Origin of the sequence: Archangium violaceum Cb vi76, assembly GCF_000733295.1 — a bacterium.
In the GTDB taxonomy this organism is placed as follows: domain Bacteria; phylum Myxococcota; class Myxococcia; order Myxococcales; family Myxococcaceae; genus Archangium; species Archangium violaceum.
In genome coordinates this window covers 1-17694 of record NZ_JPMI01000216.1, presented here as the reverse complement: position 1 = coordinate 17694, position 17694 = coordinate 1, and the positions used below count along the sequence as shown (strand labels likewise).

General features: G+C 70.0%; 14 protein-coding genes. 9 read left to right on the top strand and 5 right to left on the bottom strand.

All coding sequences use genetic code 11. The features are described 5' to 3' along the window. On the bottom strand, window positions 1–1110 hold the full coding sequence (locus tag Q664_RS28490; protein WP_043402745.1) for a response regulator transcription factor: 1110 nt from the start codon (window positions 1108–1110) through the stop codon (window positions 1–3). Between the two features lie 235 nt (window positions 1111–1345). Here Q664_RS28490 and Q664_RS28485 point away from each other — a divergent pair, with 235 nt between their 5' ends. Both Q664_RS28485 and Q664_RS28480 read left to right on the top strand, forming a co-directional pair. Further along, entirely contained in the window at window positions 1346–2122 is a 777-nt protein-coding gene (locus Q664_RS28485; RefSeq protein ID WP_043402742.1) for an SDR family NAD(P)-dependent oxidoreductase, read from the top strand. Window positions 2123–2294: 172 nt separating this feature from the next. After that, window positions 2295–3296, top strand: a complete 1002-nt coding sequence (locus Q664_RS28480) for a class I SAM-dependent methyltransferase (protein ID WP_052518784.1) — start codon at window positions 2295–2297, stop codon at window positions 3294–3296. A gap of 13 nt (window positions 3297–3309) precedes the next feature. Here Q664_RS28480 and Q664_RS28475 read toward each other — a convergent pair whose 3' ends face one another. Together Q664_RS28475 and Q664_RS28470 are read right to left on the bottom strand one after the other, a co-directional pair. Continuing rightward, window positions 3310–3927 (bottom strand): TIGR02265 family protein, encoded by a 618-nt coding sequence (locus tag Q664_RS28475; RefSeq protein WP_052518783.1) that lies wholly within the window; start codon window positions 3925–3927, stop codon window positions 3310–3312. Window positions 3928–3989: 62 nt separating this feature from the next. After that, on the bottom strand, window positions 3990–4274 hold the full coding sequence (locus Q664_RS28470) for a hypothetical protein (protein ID WP_043402739.1): 285 nt from the start codon (window positions 4272–4274) through the stop codon (window positions 3990–3992). Window positions 4275–4413: 139 nt separating this feature from the next. Here Q664_RS28470 and Q664_RS28465 point away from each other — a divergent pair, with 139 nt between their 5' ends. The 6 genes from Q664_RS28465 to Q664_RS52770 all read left to right on the top strand — a co-directional run bounded on the left by Q664_RS28465 (window position 4414) and on the right by Q664_RS52770 (window position 11975). Beyond that, complete coding sequence (locus Q664_RS28465; RefSeq protein WP_043402737.1) at window positions 4414–5607, top strand: ABC transporter substrate-binding protein; 1194 nt, start codon at window positions 4414–4416, stop codon at window positions 5605–5607. A gap of 117 nt (window positions 5608–5724) precedes the next feature. Next, a complete protein-coding gene (locus Q664_RS28460) occupies window positions 5725–6156 on the top strand; it encodes a universal stress protein (protein ID WP_043402735.1) in 432 nt (143 codons plus the stop codon). Window positions 6157–6355: 199 nt separating this feature from the next. After that, complete coding sequence (locus Q664_RS60175) at window positions 6356–7207, top strand: hypothetical protein (RefSeq protein ID WP_200883778.1); 852 nt, start codon at window positions 6356–6358, stop codon at window positions 7205–7207. Continuing rightward, on the top strand, window positions 7204–9930 hold the full coding sequence (locus Q664_RS28450; RefSeq protein ID WP_052518782.1) for a lipoprotein N-acyltransferase Lnb domain-containing protein: 2727 nt from the start codon (window positions 7204–7206) through the stop codon (window positions 9928–9930). The genes Q664_RS60175 and Q664_RS28450 overlap by 4 nt, the downstream gene beginning before the upstream one ends. Before the next feature lie 84 nt (window positions 9931–10014). Next, window positions 10015–11352 (top strand): cytochrome P450, encoded by a 1338-nt coding sequence (locus Q664_RS28445; RefSeq protein WP_043402727.1) that lies wholly within the window; start codon window positions 10015–10017, stop codon window positions 11350–11352. After that, entirely contained in the window at window positions 11349–11975 is a 627-nt protein-coding gene (locus tag Q664_RS52770; protein ID WP_052518781.1) for a TetR/AcrR family transcriptional regulator, read from the top strand. Before Q664_RS28445 ends, Q664_RS52770 begins: the two co-directional genes overlap by 4 nt. Before the next feature lie 34 nt (window positions 11976–12009). On the opposite strand, the gene Q664_RS28435 is transcribed toward Q664_RS52770, so the two are convergent. Both Q664_RS28435 and Q664_RS28430 read right to left on the bottom strand, forming a co-directional pair. Continuing rightward, a complete protein-coding gene (locus tag Q664_RS28435; RefSeq protein WP_043402724.1) occupies window positions 12010–13581 on the bottom strand; it encodes a DUF4388 domain-containing protein in 1572 nt (523 codons plus the stop codon). A 21-nt stretch (window positions 13582–13602) separates the two neighbouring features. Beyond that, window positions 13603–14382 carry a tetratricopeptide repeat protein gene (locus Q664_RS28430; RefSeq protein WP_052518792.1) on the bottom strand — a complete coding sequence of 260 codons (780 nt, stop codon included), beginning with the start codon at window positions 14380–14382 and terminating at the stop codon, window positions 13603–13605. Between the two features lie 286 nt (window positions 14383–14668). Here Q664_RS28430 and Q664_RS28425 point away from each other — a divergent pair. Then, the coding region (locus Q664_RS28425; protein WP_043402721.1) for an Ig-like domain-containing protein at window positions 14669–17694 on the top strand (3026 nt) is incomplete at its 3' end.

Here is a 17694-nt window from a genome sequence, read left to right as displayed (position 1 = left end):
TCATGACAGGGCCCCCCGGCAGAGGAGCGACGCCCGGAAGATGAGGGCCGTCCGGCTGTCCGCCCCCAGTTTGTCGAAGACGTTCTGCAGATGCTTCTTCACCGTTGCCAGCGCGAGGTCCAGGTGGTCGGCGATGAGTTGGTTGTCCCAATCCCGGAGCACGTAGCTCACGATCTCGGCTTCGCGCGCGGTGAGGCTCTGACGCCAGGCCTCGGGCACGGGAATGGCACGCAGCAGTTCCTGGAACTCCAACGCCCAGAGGTGTTGGCCGTCCTGCATCGGCAGCCGGGAGAAGGTCACCCGCAGGTCCTGGCCCGCGAGGCCCCGCTCCTCACCTGCTCGCTCCCAGGTGTCCAGACCGGGCGCCCCGGCTCCGCCCATGGCCGCCAGCATCGCGAGCCGCTCCACCAGGACCGTGGGAAGACCCGAAGGCACCACCAGCTCGGACGGATGGAACCACTTCATCAGCAACGCGGTGGTGGGCGGAGTCCGCATCCTCTCCACGAGGGGATTGACCCGCACGATGCACCGGGTGGCCCGATGCTGGAAGTACGCGCTCAGTTCCTGTCCGCGCGCCGCCACCTCACCGTACATCCGGCAATTGCGCACCGTCTGGGTCAGCAGGAGCGTCAGAGCCTGAAGCCGGGCCTGGTCCCGCCTGGAGAACGGCCGGCGCCGCTCCCGGTAGAAGGTGAGGCCAGCGTGCACCCCTCCCTTCACGTCCAGCAACACCGACATCACGTGCTCCAGCGGCATGCCCAGCTCGCGGCAGTACGCGTACCACCGGCTGCGCTCCAGCACCTTGCGATGCGCCACCATCTCCTCGTCACGCAACACCTTGTCGCGCTCGCGCATGACCGCGCAGCGCACGAAGTCATGCTCGGCCAGCTCGGAGTAGCGGGCGAGGAACGGGGCCGGCATCTTCGTCACCCACCAGTCGTAATCACCCCGCGGGCCCGGCCGGGACACACACAGCGCCATGTAGTCCGCTGGCGTCAGCCGGAACAGCAGGTCCTCGGCGTTGGCGAACACCTCCGAGAGGTTCAGAGAGCTGGTCAGGGCCTCCGTCAGCTTGGAGGTGAGTGTCCGTTCACGTGAGTCACGGCTCATGCGGTCGCTCCTCGGCGGGGAAGTGAAAGGGATGTCATGGTGACACAACCCATCGAGTCTTTCTTCCCGTACAAACCCCAACAAACGCTGTCACTACCACCTGAGTGGTATTGACAAACCGAGCGGGGAAGAAGGCGCCATGGCGTCCGCTGGATTCACGTGGAGAACAGATGAAGCCAACGCCGCTGGCCGCTTCCATTCCCCCCGCGCCAGGCTCCTCCCAGAGAGGAAGCCCATGAACGAGATGAGCTATCGGACGGCGCTGGTGACGGGAGCCTCCAGCGGCCTTGGACGCGGTCTGGCGCTGTGGTTGGGCAAGCGGGGCGTGAAGGTGTACGCCGCCGCCCGGCGCGGTGCCCACCTGGAGGCGCTCGCGCAAGAAGCCAGGGCAGCTGGCGCCCACGTCGAGCCCATGGAGCTGGATGTCTCCCACGCCGACACCACGCTCGAGCGCATCCGCGCGCTGGATGATGCCTGTGGCGGCCTGGACCTGGTGGTGGCCAACGCCGGCGTGGGCGGGCAGACGAACGCCCGGGACTTCCCCTGGGAGCACGCGAAGCAGGTCATCGACGTGAACGTCACCGGGGCCGCCGCCACGCTGTCCGCGGTGCTGCCCCGCATGGTGGAGCGCGGCCGCGGACACCTGGTGGGCGTCTCCAGCCTCGCCAGCTGCCGGGGTCTCCCCCAGAACGCCGCCTACTCGGCCTCCAAGGCCTTCCTCAACACCTTCCTGGAGAGCCTGCGCGTGGACCTTCAGGGCACCGGGGTGCGCGTCACCTGCATCCAGCCCGGCTTCGTGAAGACCGAGATGACCGCCCGCATCCAACACACCATGCCCTTCCTCCTGGAGGCGGACGCGGCCGTGGAGTTGATGGGACAGGCCATCCTGCGCGCCGAGGCCGAGTACGGTTTCCCCTGGCAGATGGCCAGCGCCGTCGGCGTGGCGAAGTGGGTACCCAACCTCCTCTTCGATGCCGTCGCGAGCAAGGTGCTCCGAGCCTCGCGCGGATGATTCCTCTCACGCATGGTCCCGCCAGGGCAGCAGGCAGGGGGCATTTCCCGAGGAAGAGGTGGGCCGTCACAAGCCATTTTACTCAACGTGGGCATCAGCCCATACAAACGGACTCCCAGGCGCAGGAGCCCTCACCTGGGGGGGAGAGGGGGGCGAGCCAACGAGAAATGACATGCAGGAACACGCGCATCAGGTGAATGGCAGCTCGCACGAATCAAACGTGACGGAGGAGTGGGCCTCGCGGTGGCGGGCTCCCCTGACGGAAGCATTGGACCTGGCCCATGCGCAGATACTCGGCGGGGAGATCTCCCAGGGCATGCGCACCCTGCTCTCGTCCCTGGGACATGCGCGCGCCACGCTCGTCCCCGAGGACTGGCGGCGCTTCTGCATCGAGACGTGCCGCCCCCACCCGGTTCATTCCCTCGTCCGTCAGGAGCCCTTCACGCGCCGCGGCTTCGAGAAGCCCCGCCGGTACGCCGGCGACGCGGTGATGCTCGACTTCGTCTACGAGGATCTCGCCCCCGAGCGCCTCGGCACCACGGCCACCGGAGTGGAGCTCAACCGGTTCTTGTGTGCGCAGACGAGCACCGCCTCCCTCCGGGGGCGCAGGGACTATCTGGCGCGGTACATCGACAAGGTGTCGGAGGAGCGAGCCGATGCCCGGATCCTCTCCGTGGCGTGCGGCCACCTGCGGGAGTCCCGGCGCTCGCGGGCCGTGCAGCAGCGGCAGGTGAGCGAGTTCCTGGCGCTGGATCAGGATCTCCAGAGCCTGGGGGTGATCGACAGTGAGCTCGGATACCTGGGCATCAAGCCGGTGGCCGGCTCCGTGAAGGACATCCTGCGCGACCAGTTGCGCTTCGAGGACATGGACCTCGTCTACGCATCCGGGCTCTACGACTACCTCCCGCAGCCCGTCGCCATCCGCCTGACCGCCCAGCTCTTCTCCATGCTGCGCCCCGGCGGGCGGCTGCTCCTGGCAAACTACGCCGACCCGCACAAGGACTCCGCCTTCAAGGCATACATGGAGGCCTGCATGGATTGGTGGCTCATCTACCGCGACGAGTCCGAGGTGGCGGGATGGATGAGCGACATTCCCAGGAGTCAGCTCCGCCGGCAGGCGCTCTTCCGGGACGAGACCGAGAACCTCATCTACCTCGAGCTCACCCGCCGCTGAACCCGCGCCCCGCCTACTCCCAGGAGAGCTCCAACTCCAGACTGAGCGGTCCCGTGGGCCGCGCGTGTGCCTCCACGTTCTTCAAGCCCAACATGACCCCGAGGGTGAGCGCCCCGCCCTCGTGATACGCCAGGGGCGTGAAGGTGCGTTGAACGGTGAGGACTCCTCGCTTGGGCCCCTTCCAGACCACCGTGGGCGCCGAGTAGACCATCGACACCTTGTAGAGCGCCTCCAGGGTCCGCACCAGGCGCATGGGGTCCGTCGAGGACACCAGTTGCGCGGACCGGCCCACCACGGACGTCATGTAGAGCTCCACGGTCCGCTTCGCGATGTACCGCAGGACCTCCGCGTAGCCCCCCCGGCTGGCGCCCAGCAGCCCGGCCGCGGTGCCCAGCATCTGGAGGAGGGCGCTGGTGGGATAGTTGAAGAACTCCACGAACTCCGACTCCCCGCTCGCCTCCACGCAGCGCTTCACCATCTCCTCACCACCGAGCTCCCGGACGGACGTCAACGTGGCCAGGAATAGGATGCCGCGCGTGGTGTACTCCGGCGTCGCCAGGCGCAACCGGCTCTCCAGATCCTCCCGCGCATCGTACGAGGGTCCCCGGCCCTCACCCGTCTCATCACTCATTCGTCGGCCTCGAGCCTCTTCACGGGTCCCCCGCCGCCGGCCTGGGAGTCTACCCCTGGCGGCTACGACTCCCTGTCACTCACACACGCCGTTCCCGCCGGGCATTTGCAGATCTTCGGACCGCTCGGGTCGCTCAGCGCCTCGCAGGCCTCGGCCTTCAGGGGGCAGTGCTCCTGGGTGGTACACAACTGCACGCACACCTTGTCCGTCGGATGGCAGAGCTCGGACTCGAGACAGTCCTCCGCCCCTGCGCACGTCAGGTCATACCCCCCCGATCCACAGGCCGCCAGCACCATGGCCACCACGCATGGCGCGATGAACCTCCATGTCATCTCCCGAAGCCGCATTCCCGGTGTCCTCCTGAGGGGCGGCCGAAGGAAAATCGGCCCCTCCCCGGGTGTCAACGTGAGCACGAAGGAGCGAGGCAAGCCAGCGGGACGGGAGTGCGCTAGAAGGCGGGCGACGCCATTCGTGGAGGAAGTACGCATGCGCCGTTCCGCCGTCCCGATGCTGCTCGCCGCACTCACGGTGCTGGTGGCCGCTTGTGAGAAGAAGGACTCCCCCGCGCCCGCTTCCCAGCCCGCTCCCTCCCCGGCCGCGGGGGCTCCTCCGGCGGACACGGACACCATCCTCCTGGGCCAGGTGGGCAGCCTCACGGGCAGCGAAGCCACCTTCGGCGTCTCCGCGCGCAATGGCATCGCCATGGCCGTGGCGGAGGCCAATGCCGCGGGCGGGGTGAAGGGCAAGAAGCTGGAGGTGCGCGTCTACGACAGCCAGGGCAGGCCCGAGGAGGCCGCCCAGGCGGCCACGCGCCTCATCTCCCACGACAAGGTGTCCGTCATCCTCGGCGAGGCCGCCTCCACCAACTCCATGGCCATGGCGGAGAAGGCCCAGGCGGCCGGCGTGCCGATGATCACCCCCACCTCCACCAACCCCGCAGTCACCCGCCGGGGCGACTACATCTTCCGCGTCTGCTTCATCGATCCCTTCCAGGGCTTCGTGATGGCGAAGTTCGCCCGCGAGAACCTGAAGCTCAACCGGGTGGCCGTGCTGCAGGACAACAAGAGCGACTACTCGGTGGGGCTGACGGGCGTGTTCAGCCGGAAGTTCTCCGAGATGGGCGGCGCCATCGTCGCCAACGAGAGCTACTCCAAGGGCGATACGGACTTCCGCGCGCAGATCACCGCCTTCAAGCAGGCCCGGCCCGAGGCCCTCTTCGTGCCCGGCTACTACACGGACGTGGGCCTCATCGCCCGGCAGGCGCGCGAGCTGGGGCTCTCCGTGCCGCTGCTCGGCGGCGATGGCTGGGAGTCCGACAAGCTCTTCGAGCTGGGCGGCGCCGCGCTCGAGGGCAGCTACTACTCCAACCACTACTCGGTGGATAACCCGGATGCGCGCGTGCAGGAGTTCATCGCGAAGTACAAGGCGACCCACGGCGGCGCCCTGCCGGACAGCGTGGCGGCCCTGGCCTATGACGCCGCGAAGCTCGCCATCGACGCGATGAAGCGCGCGCCGGACCTGTCGCGCGCATCCATCCGCGACGCCATCGCGGCCACCAAGGACTTCCCGGGCGTGGGTGGCACCATCAACCTCGACAAGAATCGCGACGCGGTGAAGGAGGCCGTGATTCTCCAGGTCGAGGGCGGGAAGACGAAGTTCATCACCACCGTGAAGCCGTAGCCGCCCTGGCGGCCCTGCGGACGGGCGGGCGGGCGCCTTCCCCTTGCCCCTGGCGCGCCCCGCCCCACCCTGACGGTATGGGGGTCCTCGCCCCCGGTTCCTTCCCCGGAGGCGGACGTGATCCACCACATCCTCGTCGCCATCGATGGCTCGCAGACCTCTCGCAAGGCCGCGCGCTTCGCCCATGACCTGGCACAGCAGACGGGCTCGCGCATCACCCTCCTCTTCGTCCTCGAGCCCCCTCGCATGCTCGCCCTCGGCTTCCTGGACTCGGAGATCATCTCCGGGCCCCAGCGCTCCCCCGAGGAGTTGGATGCCGTCCGGCGCATGCTCGATGAAGTCGCCTCCGATCTCCCCAAGGCCCAGGTCGAAAAGGTCGTGGAGATCGGCCGCCCCGCCGACACCATCGTCTCCATGGCCGACAAGCTCGGCGCCGACCACATCGTCATCGGCGCCCGCGGCCTCAATCCCGGCGGGAAGTGGTTGCTCGGCTCCGTGAGCGACCGCGTCGTTCAGCACGCCGGACGGCCTGTCACCGTGGTGCACTGAGACGCGGTGATTGGCTGACCCACATCCTGAGCGCACCGCGTCAATGCGCGGGGCTCGTGCATGGGCCTGCACATGAGCGCCAAGTGCTCTTCGCACGGACCTGGAGTGAGTCCCCGCAACCCCCTGGAAGTCCGAGGCAGGACCGTCGGCACGCCAATGGCTAGGCTGTCCGCGCGTGAACATCACCTCAGGGGGCAGCATGAAGATGAAGGGTCAGCGGACACGCGTCATCGGGGCAATCACCTGGCTGTTGGTCTCGGGATGTCAGACACCTGGAGCCGTGGGCGCGGGCTCCATGAGCGCCTCGAACTCGGACTCGGGCTCGGGCGCCTCGTCCAACGCGTCGGGCAACTCGAGTGAGTCCAACTCGGGCAACTCGAGTGAGTCCAATTCGGGTGACTCCAGTCAGTCCCAGTCCGGTGAGAGCTCACAGGGCCCCTCGAGTGAATCCAACTCGGGCAACTCGAGCGACTCCAACTCGAGCAACTCGAGCCAGGGCGACTCCAGCCAGTCCCAGTCCGGGGAGAGCTCGCAGGGCCCCTCGAGTGAGTCCAACTCGGGCAACTCGGGCGAGGGCGAAGCCAGTCAGTCCCAATCCGGGGGGAGCTCGGAGAACTCCCAGAGCAGCAGGGGCGGCAACGTCCTGTCCTTCAGTGTCGTGGGTGCCACCCTGGGCGGGCTGGGCCTCGCCTTCTGGATGATCATGAAGGCCCCGTCCGCGGGCCCCCCTCCTCCCGCGAACGTGGGCGAGGCCGCCCAGGCGTATCTGCGCGCGCGCACCCATCAGCTGCGGGAAGACCTGGCGCTCGGGGCCGGCCCCAGCATCGAGGACCTCGCCGCCATGGCGCGCATCCGCCGCGAGAACCTCCGGCTCTTCGGCCGGGTGCTGCGCGAGCACCGGAGCGAGCTGCTCGCGCTCGCCGAGTCCTCCATGCTCACGCCCGAGCACGCCCTCGGATGGCTCGCGCGGGTGGGGCAGCTCGCTCGCACCGAGCAGCGGCTGGAGGAGGACCGGCTCGCGTTCCTCGCGGCCTACGGAGTCGTGGAATGAGGACCCTGGTGGCGCTGGTGACCGGGCTCGTGGTGGCGCAACCCGCCGCCGCGAGGACACTCGCCGAGCGCGTCCGCACGTTGGAGACGGAGCATGGACTGGTGCTGCGCGCTCCGGCCTCGAAGGACGCGGCGCTCGTCACGGAGGTGGAGGCCGGGCTCGCCGCGCTTCCCCCCGCGCTGCGCCGTCCTCCCGGCGGCTCGCTGGAGCTGGTGCTGCACCCGGAGCCGGCGCCGCTGGGCATGGGCAACGACTCCGAGCGCCGGCCGGACTGGAGCGAGGACCGGCGCCAATTCCACCTCTATGACTTCGTCCCCACCCAGGAGCGGCGGGCCACGCTGCGCACCACCCGCCTCACCGACGCCGAGCTGGAGCGGTTGTGGCGCCGCCGCGCGGTGGTGCACGCGGTGATGCAACGCTGGGACGATGCGCGCCAGTGGAGCCGGGCTCGGGGCTGGCGCCGGCTGTCCGGTTGGCTCGCCCCCTTCGAGCGGCCGCTCACCCTGAGCGAGCAGTCCCTCCTCTCCTATGCGGGAGCCTTCAGCCGGGCGCGCGGACAGAAGAGCGCGTCCCTGGACCTGGTCACCTTCGCCGAGGAGCTGTTCGTCCCGGCCGAGTCCCTGCGCGAGGAGGCCCTCCCGGTGGATGACCGGGTGTCCTGCCAGGAGCTCTCCAAGACGCGGGCCCTCGGGGAGCTGCTGGCCGCGCAGGGGCTCTGGACGCCGCCGCCCCGCGCGCCATGCCCCGCCTTCGACAGGTGGGCCAACGCCGGAGAGCTGTCGCACTTCGAGCTGCTCATGGTGGCCTCCACGGGCCGGCAGCCCGAGTCCCTCTTCGGCCACCTGTTGATGCGGCCGGTGTGGCACGAGGGGGCCATCCCGCGAGGGCCGGGCTTCGAGGCGGTGGTGCAGCCCGTGGCCTTGACGGGAGTGGAGACGGGAGGCCCGCGCTACATCGCGAGGGGGCTGGCCGGAGGCTTCTCGCTGGGCTTCCTCACCTCGACCATGGGGGACCTCGCGCACGAGACGCTGGAGTTGGAGCAGCGCACCATCCGCCGCTTCCGCCTGCGCCTCACCCCGAGCGAACAGGTGCGGCTGCTGGAGCGCATCTGGGAGATGGAGCGGCGCGGCTACCTGCCCTACTACTTCCTGACCGACAACTGCGCGAGCGCGCTCGTCTTCCTCGTCAACGGCGCGCTGGAAGAGGACCGCCGGGTGCGCTCACCCGGCTCCCTCTGGGTGTTGCCCGGTGCCGTGCTGGATGCGTTCACCCGGGTGGAGCTGCTGGAGCACATCCCGGACGACTTCGAGTCCACCGGCGAGCGGGCCCTGCGCGCCCACGAGGCCCGGGAGGAAGCGCTCGAGGCCCTGGCCACGCGGGTGGGGCCCGAGGCGCACACGAGGCTGCGCCTGCTGCACCGGCGGCTCCAATCCCCCGAGCCGGAGAAGCGCCGCGAGGCCTGGTCCCGGGTGCCCGCGCTGGCCGAGGCCGTGCTCGCCTCCGCGCCGGAGCCGGAGCGCGAGTCCGTGCGCACGCTGCTGCATGCGTACCTCGCCTGGTCGGTACGGGTGGAGCGCTCGGAGGTGGACCGGGCCGAGGATGAGCGGCTGAAGGTGGAGCGGGCGCTGCTGGTGAAGATCCACACGGCCGTGTCCACGCCCGAGGAAGACGTGCGCGAGCGCCAGTTCCTCTTCGAGCGGGAGGACGTGCTGCAGCGCAAGCTCGCGACGCTCGATCGCATCACCCTGTTGCAGCAGGCGCTGGCCACCGCGGACAAGCGGGAGCCCACGGAAGCGGAGGCACGGCTGCTCGCGCGGGCCGAGGCCATCGAGGCCACCTTCATCACCGCCACCGAGGTGCAGGGAGGACTTCAGACGGGGCTCTTCTCCGAGGTGGATCCCCTCGCCTTCCTGGAGAGGGATCGCACGCGCAAGACGCGGGTGGAGCGGGAGCTGTCCTCGCGCGCCCCACGGAGCTCGGGCGCGGCGCGGACGGCGGTGATGGTGGGCATGGACCTGGCGCCCTCGGGACGGGTGCGGCCCGTGGTGGGGCTGCGGACGGCGGGCCTGAGCCAGGCCCTGGGCGAGCCGTACCTGCACGGCTACCGGCCCAGCAGCGAGCTGCGCGTGCTCGACGGTGAGATACGCCTGGAGCCCCGGCGGGGACTGCCGCGCGTGTTGGACTCGCGGCTCACGCTCCTGGGCTACCGGACGTTGCTGCGCGAGCCGCCCTGGCACCGGAGCACCCTGCTCGATGAGCTGGGCTGGGGCATGGAGGCCCTGCTCGAATCGAGGGAGCAGGGACAGACGCTGCCGCACCGGGCCACCGCCCAGGCCGAGGCGCTCCTCGTACTGGACGAGGGCCGCCGCTTCGAGCACCACGCCGCGCTGGGCCTGGGTGCCCGGGCCGCGCTGCGCTGGGGGCGTGACGAGCTCGCGCCCGCCGTGGGCCCCCGGCTCTCCTTCTCGCAGCGCGTGGACCTGCCCGGCTCGCTGGCCAACGCGGTGCGCCTGGAGGCCGCCTGGTCCCCCACGTACACCCTCCACCGGGGTCTGCGGCACGAGGCCGAGGCCTCGCTCCGGATGGACCTGCTCCTCGGACAATGGGGCCGCCGGGGTGTCCGCTTCTCCCCCCGGGCCCAGGTGCGCTGGGAGGGACAGCTCGACGCCCTGCCCTCGGGCCACTTCGAGCCCCGTCTGGACCTGGCCGTCGAGCTGATGTGACCCGTGCCCAGGAAGGGTTGCCGGAAACTCGGGAAACTTTTATAGTTTCCTCGGTTTCCAGCGCCGTTCCCAGGAGGACGAGCCATGAGCACCCCGCAACTGCCGTCCGGGCCTCGCATCACCCCGGTGCAGACGTTCCGCTTCATCCGGGACGTCACCCGCTTCTTCGTCGATTGCCGCGAGCGCTACGGAGATCCGTTCACCGCGCCGCTGCCGGTGGGCAACGTGGTCATCACGGGAAACCCGGAGGGCATCCGCGACATCTTCAGCGCGGACCCCGCCACCTTCGAGCCGCTGGGCCAGCTCCCCCTGGCGCCCGCGGTGGGAGACAACTCGCTGCTGCTGATGGGCGGGCAGCGCCACAAGCGCGAGCGCAAGCTGCTCATGCCCCCCTTCCATGGCGAGCGCATGCGCGCCTATGGGCAGCTCATGCAGGAGCTCACCCTGCGCGCGGTGGAGACGCTGCGCCCGGGCGGCCCCTTCCGCGCCCAGGAGCTCACCCAGTCCATCTCGCTCGAGGTCATCATCCGCGCCGTCTTCGGCATCGAGGAGCCGGAGCGCGTACGGCGCTACCGCGAGGTGCTGGCGGGCTACATGGAGGCGTATACGCCGCTGCTGATGATGGCGGTGCCGCTGCGCCGCTCCTTCGGCGGCATGGGCCCCTGGGCGCGCTTCCAGCGCTACGTGACGGAGTTGGACCAGTTGTTGACGGAGGACCTCACCACCCGGCGTGGACACGAGGCCGGCCACACCGACATCCTCAGCCTGCTGCTCACCGCGCGGGACGAGGACGGCCAGCCCATGACGGACGCGGAGCTGAAGGACGAGCTGCGCACCCTGCTCATCGCCGGCCACGAGACGACGGCCATCGGCATGGCCTGGGCCCTCTACCACCTGCACCGCATCCCCGAGACGAAGCAGCGGCTGCTGGAGGAGCTGGCCCCGCTGGGCCCGGTGCCCGACCCGGAGGCGCTCGCGAAGCTGCCCTACCTCACCGCGGTGTGTGACGAGTCGCTGCGCCTCCATCCCATCGTCGCGGTGGTGGGCCGCCGCACCGTGGCGCCCTTCACCCTGCGCGGGCGCGAGCTGCCACCCGGCACCGCCCTCATGGCCGCCATCGCCCTGGCGCACGTGGACCCGGCCACCTACCCCGAGCCGGAGCGCTTCCGCCCCGAGCGCTTCCTCGAGCGCAAGTACTCGCCCTTCGAGTACCTGCCCTTCGGCGGCGGCGCGCGTCGCTGCATCGGAGCGGCCTTCGCGCAGTACGAGATGCGCATCGTCCTGGGCACGCTGCTGGCCGTGCACCGCTTCTCGCTCGCGAGCGACACGCCAGAGCGCCCGGTGCGCCGCAACGTCACCATCGGCCCCGGCGGCGGCGTGGGAATGGTGTACGAGGGGCCTCGCCAGGGAGCCCTCGCGTGACGGAAGCGGACGAGGCACGCACCCGCATCCTGGAGAAGGCCGAGCAGTTCTTCCTCACCCACGGCTATTCGCGCGTGACGATGGATGAGCTCGCCACCGAGCTGCGGATGAGCAAGAAGACGCTCTACCGGCACTTCTCCAGCAAGGAGGCGCTGGGCGAGGTGGTCATCGAGACCGGCCTCGCACGCCTCGGTGCGGCGCTGCAGGCCATCGTCGAGGACGAGCGGGTGGAGTTCGGCGTGCGGCTGGAGACCTTCGTCCGCACGCTGGCGGGCCGCTACGGGAGCTCGGCCACGCTGCTGCGGGATCTCCAGCGGGACGCCCCCATGCTCTGGCAGAAGCTGGCGGAGCTGCGGCGCGAGTCGGTGCAGGCGCGCTTCGGTGCGTTCCTCGCGGCGGGGGTGAAGGCCGGTGCGCTGCGCGCGGACGTGGAGCCCCGGCTCGTCGTCCGCATGATGCTCACCCTGGTGGACCAGCTCCTGCGGCCAGACGTGCTCGAGGAGCTGGAGATCACCGCGGAGCAGCTCTACCCCCGCATGCTGGGAGTGATTCTCGACGGCATCCGCATGAAGCCGGAGCGCCCGCCGGCCCCAGCCCGGAAGCCGCGCGGCACCCGGGCCTGACCGGGAAGCATGGGCAGGTCCGTCTCCAGTGAGCTCAGCGCTTCACGCGCTTCATCGTGTCCTGGATGAGGTCCACGTACTGCCGGTTCTTCGGGTTGAGCTTGAAGGCCTTGCGGTACGCATCCTCCGCCTGCGCCCACTGGCCCTCGCCGCGCGACACCTCGCCCGTGAAGAACCACGCCTCCTCGCACCCGGGCTCCTGCTTCACCACGTCCAGCAGCTCCTGGAGCGCCAGCTTCCCGTGCGCCTCCGGCTTCATCAGGTAGCGCGCCCACGCCCGGTACGCCCGGTACAGCGGCTTGGGGTCGATGTCGCACGCGTACTCGAAGTACTCGAAGGCGCCCGCGTAGTTCTCCGCCTTCAGCCGCTTGCGCGCCTCGTCGTACTGCGTGCTCGCGTCCAGCAGGTCCGTCCGGATGCGGAACTGCTCCGCCGTGGACGGCCGCCCCGTCCCCACCTTCTTCTCCCGCGCCGCCGCCCTCCGCTTGCGCCACAGCGCCGCCTGCTCCACCTCCGACAGCGCCCCGTACGCCCTCGCGTACCCCACCAACAGCCCCTCCGCCTTCTCCTTCAGGTCCGCCGTCTGGAACCGCAGCGGCGAGAACTTGTCCGTCAGCGCCAGGAACGCCTTGCGCAGCGCCACCGGCTGCACGTCCTCCGGCACCCCCAGCAAGTCGAAGGGATCCTGGCCGCGGTGCGACATGAAGGCACTCAGCAGCGCGTTCTTCACCGCCTCGTCCTCGTCCGAGAACGGCAGCCCCGTGGCCGCCGGGGCCAGGGCCGCCACATCCACCGTCTCGAGCGAGCCCGGCATCGGCGTCAGCGCCGGTCCCGGCATGGGCGCCGCGGCCACCGCCGAGGGCGCAGGTTGCGGACGCTTGTCCACCTCCTCCGCGAAGTCCGCCAGCCCCAGCAGGCAGAAGGCGTAGAGCCGGCGCAGCGTGGCATCCGTGTCCAGCCCCGAGCGCTGCTGCAGCTCCGTGAAGGTGGGCCGGAAGCGCAGCGCCTGGAACAGCCGCGCGTCCTTCGAGGACAGCCTCGGCCCCTCCACGCCCGGCACCTGCGCGAAGTGCCGGTCATCCGTGAAGGTGAAGTGCGTGGCCACCTCGTCGAAGGGCATCATCGTGGAGATGCCCGTGAGGATGAGCTGCGACGTGTTCATCCGCACGCTGGTGTCCGGCGGCTCGATGTCCGCGATGAGCCGGAAGCGCGCGTCCGTCCACCGGAAGCAGTCCAGCAGCTTCAGCGCCATGTTCGCCTGCATCTGCTTGTACAGGTCGAACGGGCTGATGAGCCCCTTCTGCACCAGCAGCCCCCCGATGGGCACCTCCGTCTGGACGCTCTCCGCCAGCGCCTTCTGGTAGTCCACCTCGGACAGCTTCCCCTTCTCCACCAGGAACTTGCCCAGCGTCTCGTGCAGCAGGTTGCTGGAGCACGCCACCGGCGCGCCGTCCTCGAAGGTGATGCGCTTCTCGCGCTGGCGCACCTTCAGCTCCAGCGTGCACGTGCGCTCCTCGATGGCCAGCGCGTGCAGCAGCAGGGGGAATGGAGTCTCGGCGAGCGCCCCCTCGCGCTGCCTCAGGACCTGGGCGGGGGTCGGAAACATGGAAGTCGCAGCTTAGCAGGATTACTCGTCGTAGAAGCCGTAGCCGTCCGGCGAGGGCTCGGGGGCCGTCACCCGGCTCAACACGGAGAGGCCGAGGGCGAGCACCGCCACCAGGGCCACCCCGTAGGCCAGGGGCCGGCTGGGGCGTGCCCGCCAGGCCCACAGGCGCTCCCGGCGCCGCTGGAAGCTGGGAGCGGCCACGTACTCCTTCCAGGCCTCCTCGCGCAGGAGCGCCGCGTCCGCGTCCCGGCCGCTCTTGTCCAGGGCCCGGGCCAGCAGCACCCGCCCCTCCACCGTCCCCTGCCGCGCCTCGCACAGGCCCTTCAGGGCCTCGATGGCGCCCTTCGTGTCCCCGCGCGCCAGCCGGAAGCGCCCGCGCTCCAGGTCCACCGCCCCCATCTGGTAGCCCGGCTCCTGCTTCGCCGCCTCGTCCAGCAACAGCTCACCCCGCGCCGCGTCACCCGCCCCCAGGTACGCCACCCCCAGCAGGAACAGCGTCCCCACATCGTCGTCACCCGCCTCCAGGTTCGGCTTGAGCACCTCCACCGCCGCCGCGTACTTCCCCCGCCGCACCCACAGGTCCGCCAGCTCGTAGCGCGCCCGCCGGTCATGCGGGTTGGACCGCAGCAGCCGCTGCAGCTTGGAGGCCCGCTGCCACCGGCCCATGGCCCTCAGCGGGCTGGGGAGGATTCCCACCGTGTAGCGATCCACCAGGATCACCAGGGCCAGCACCGCCAGGCCGGACAGCACCGGGCTGCCCGTCAGCGAGGAGAGGACCATCCACAGCAGCCAGCTCATCATGCTCATGGGCGCCGCTCATATCAGGTGGGCCGCCCCATGGGTGTGGCGTGGCGTTTCGCCACAGAGGCGTTCCGCCACGCTCCCCCGCCCCCTCGGGAAGCACGCCTCCCTCCGCCACATGCTTGTAGTCGCAACCGCCGCCCCAGGAAGAGCAGGCGAGCGAGGGCTCGAAATTCGCGGCCGGGAATCAAAGTGACCTAAGCTGAACACCCGAACGGCCGATGGCGTCGAGTTTGCACAGGGGGCGTCCCGGTCCTTCTCCACCCCCGAGTCCCTCGTGGCACCTATGAGAAATCACGTACCGCCACTCCCCACCGAGAGCCGGAGCCTCGCGCCGCTGAAGGGCGCGCCGGCACTGCTGCTCGCCCTCGCGGTGCTGCTGACGGCCGGCAGCGCCCGGGCCCAGACACCCACCAACAACGCGGACCCCAAGCTGCGTTACACGGCCGACCTGTACGGCAACTTCGCGCTCATCGGCAACACGCTCGGCCAGGACTGCCGCAGCACCACGCCGCGGCCGCTCACCGGGAGGATGCCGCCGAACGAGTTCGTCTACGGCGAGCGGACCTGCTCCGGCCGTGACACCTCCCCGGACTTCTTCTGGACCCTGAACGACTGGACGCTCGAGAACACCGGGGCCGTCACCAGTCCCTACCTCCCGCCTGACGGCAGCGCGCCGGCACCGGCCAATCCCCTGCACGCCCGCAGCCAGGCGGTGCTCACCCTGCCCCCCGGGGCCCGCGTGGCGCACGCGCGCATCTACTGGGCGGCCACCCGCTTCAACTCGTCCGCCGGTGACATGATCGCCGCGCCGGACCTGACCGCCACGGTGTCGCGCTCGGGCGTGGCCGGCTTCGAGAAGTTCCTCACCGCCGACGACTACGCCTTCCAGCAGGACCCGGGCACGGAGTACCAGTACCAGTCCACGGCGGACATCACGGAGCTGGTGAAGGCGTACGGCCCGGGCGTCTACCAGGTCAGTGACGTGCAGGCCATCCCCTTCGACACCACGACGGGCGAGTACCTCTTCGACGCCTGGTGGATGGTGGTCTTCTACGAGGAGCCGGGCTCCATCACCAAGCGGCACCTGAAGCTCTTCGACAGCATGCGCGTGGTGGCGGGCACGCCCGGCACCACCATCTCGCTGGCGGGCTTCCACGTGCCGACGTATGCCCAGGACGCCAAGCTGGGCGTCATCGCCTTCGAGGGTGATGACCCGGCGCCGGACATCAACGACACGTTCGAGTTCAACGGCACGCTGCTCAGCAACGACCTCAACCCGCCCAACAACTTCTTCAACAGCACGCGCTCGTGGACCACCAACAGGACCGGCGTGCGCACCGACACGCCGCTGACCGGCGTTCCCACCGGCGCCGACGGGGTGCTCGACACCCTGCCCATCAGCCACCGGTATGACCGTCCCCAGCTCACCGGCACGCCCGGCAGCTTGTCCGGCATGGACCTGGACGTGGTGGACGTCACGGTGGCCGCGGGCGCCAAGACGGCCACGGTGAAGGTCAACACCAGCGGCGACAAGTTCTGGCTGGGCGGCTTCATCACCTCCATCACCACCCAGGCCCCGGACTTCACCAACACCCTCAAGTCCGTGCGCAACATCACCCGCGCCGACGGGACGGTCCGCCCGGGCGACATCCTCGAGTACACCATCACCACCCGCAACGTGGGCGATGACCACTCGCGCGACACGGTCCTCACGGATCCGCTGCCCGCGCTGCTCGACTACGTGCCGGAGTCCATCCAGCTCCTCACGGTGGCGGCGAGCGACACCGCCGCGCCGGGCCCGCGCACCGATGCCAAGGGGGATGACACCGCGTTCTACGACTCGGCCACCCACTCCATCACCGTGTACCTGGGCACGGGCGCCACGTCCTCCGCGGGCGGCACCATCCGGGGCATCGTGGCCCCGGGGGATGTGGGCGAGAGCACCAGCATCTCCTTCCGGATGCAGGTCAAGACCACCACCACGGGCTCGGTGGAGAACCAGGCCTTCATCACCGCGGGCGGCCTGCTGGGCATCGACCCGGTGACGACGCCCTCGCGCAGCCCGGCCGGCAGCGGCCCCACGCGCATCGAGGTGGCCATCGTCCCGAAGCCCGTCATCACCACGCCGGCCAATGGCTCCATCACCAACGACAACACGCCCACGTACACCGGCACGGCCCTGCCGGGCACCACGGTGACCGTGAGGAACTCGGGCGGCACGGAGCTGTGCACCGCGACCACGGACTCCTCTGGTAACTGGTCCTGCACGGGCACCACGCCGCTGGGCGAGGGCCCCCACACCGTCAACGCGATCGCCACGGACGGCACGGGCACCCCGAGCCAGCCGGCGAGCACCACCTTCACGGTGGACTCGGTGGCCCCCAACCCGCCCGTCATCACCGCGCCCACCTCGGGCGCCGTGCTCACCATCCAGCGGCCCCTGTTCACCGGTACCGCCGAGCCCAACGCCACGGTCATCGTGAGCGTGGATGGCAAGGTGATTGGCCGGGTGGTCGCGGACAGCGCGGGCAACTGGTCGTTCCCGGCACCGACTCCGCTCACGGACGGCCCGCACACCGTCAGCGCCACGGCGAAGGACGCGGCGGGCAACACCAGCTCCTCCACCAGCGTCCCCTTCACCATCGACGCGAAGCCGCCGGATACGCGCATCCTCACCATCACCCCGCCGGAGGCCGAGACCCGCAGCACCACCATCTCCTTCACCTTCGATTCCCCGGGCCGGTTCGACATCGGCGGCTACGACTGCAGCCTCGATGGGCGGACCTTCGTGCCATGCAGCACCCCGAAGAACTACACGGACCTGACCGACGGCCGTCACACCTTCGCCGTGCGCGCCCGGACCTATGGCGGCGTCGTGGACCCCACGCCGGCCACCTACACCTGGCTCATCGGCGTCGACACCGACAAGGACGGCATCGCCGACAGCATCGAGACGGCCACCGGTACGGATCCGAACGATGACGACTCCGACGACGACGGCATCCTGGACGGCAACGAGGACGCCAACTGCGACGGCTACGTGGACCCGGGCGAGACCGACCCGCGCAACAAGGACACCGATGGTGATGGCCTCCAGGACGGCACCGAACTGGGCCTGGACACGCCCCAGGGCTCGGGCACCAACTTGTCCATCTTCCAGCCCGATCAGGACACCGCCACCACGACGAACCCGCTCGACTCCGACACCGACGACGGCAGCGTGGCCGATGGCATCGAGGACTCGAACCGCGACGGCAAACTCGACCCGGGCGAGCGCGACCCGCTCGACCCCGACGATGACCGGAGCGT

Excerpts from the sequence above, each read along its gene's own strand:
- Q664_RS28445 (WP_043402727.1), top strand. The coding sequence starts at position 10,015 with ATGAGCACCCCGCAACTGCCGTCCGGGCCTCGCATCACCCCGGTGCAG.
- Q664_RS28430 (WP_052518792.1), bottom strand. The coding sequence starts at position 14,382 with ATGATGAGCTGGCTGCTGTGGATGGTCCTCTCCTCGCTGACGGGCAGC.
- Q664_RS28490 (WP_043402745.1), bottom strand. The coding sequence starts at position 1,110 with ATGAGCCGTGACTCACGTGAACGGACACTCACCTCCAAGCTGACGGAG.
- Q664_RS28470 (WP_043402739.1), bottom strand. The coding sequence starts at position 4,274 with ATGCGGCTTCGGGAGATGACATGGAGGTTCATCGCGCCATGCGTGGTG.
- Q664_RS28480 (WP_052518784.1), top strand. The coding sequence starts at position 2,295 with ATGCAGGAACACGCGCATCAGGTGAATGGCAGCTCGCACGAATCAAAC.
- Q664_RS60175 (WP_200883778.1), top strand. The coding sequence starts at position 6,356 with ATGAAGATGAAGGGTCAGCGGACACGCGTCATCGGGGCAATCACCTGG.
- Q664_RS28485 (WP_043402742.1), top strand. The coding sequence starts at position 1,346 with ATGAACGAGATGAGCTATCGGACGGCGCTGGTGACGGGAGCCTCCAGC.
- Q664_RS28465 (WP_043402737.1), top strand. The coding sequence starts at position 4,414 with ATGCGCCGTTCCGCCGTCCCGATGCTGCTCGCCGCACTCACGGTGCTG.
- Q664_RS28475 (WP_052518783.1), bottom strand. The coding sequence starts at position 3,927 with ATGAGTGATGAGACGGGTGAGGGCCGGGGACCCTCGTACGATGCGCGG.
- Q664_RS28435 (WP_043402724.1), bottom strand. The coding sequence starts at position 13,581 with ATGTTTCCGACCCCCGCCCAGGTCCTGAGGCAGCGCGAGGGGGCGCTC.
- Q664_RS28450 (WP_052518782.1), top strand. The coding sequence starts at position 7,204 with ATGAGGACCCTGGTGGCGCTGGTGACCGGGCTCGTGGTGGCGCAACCC.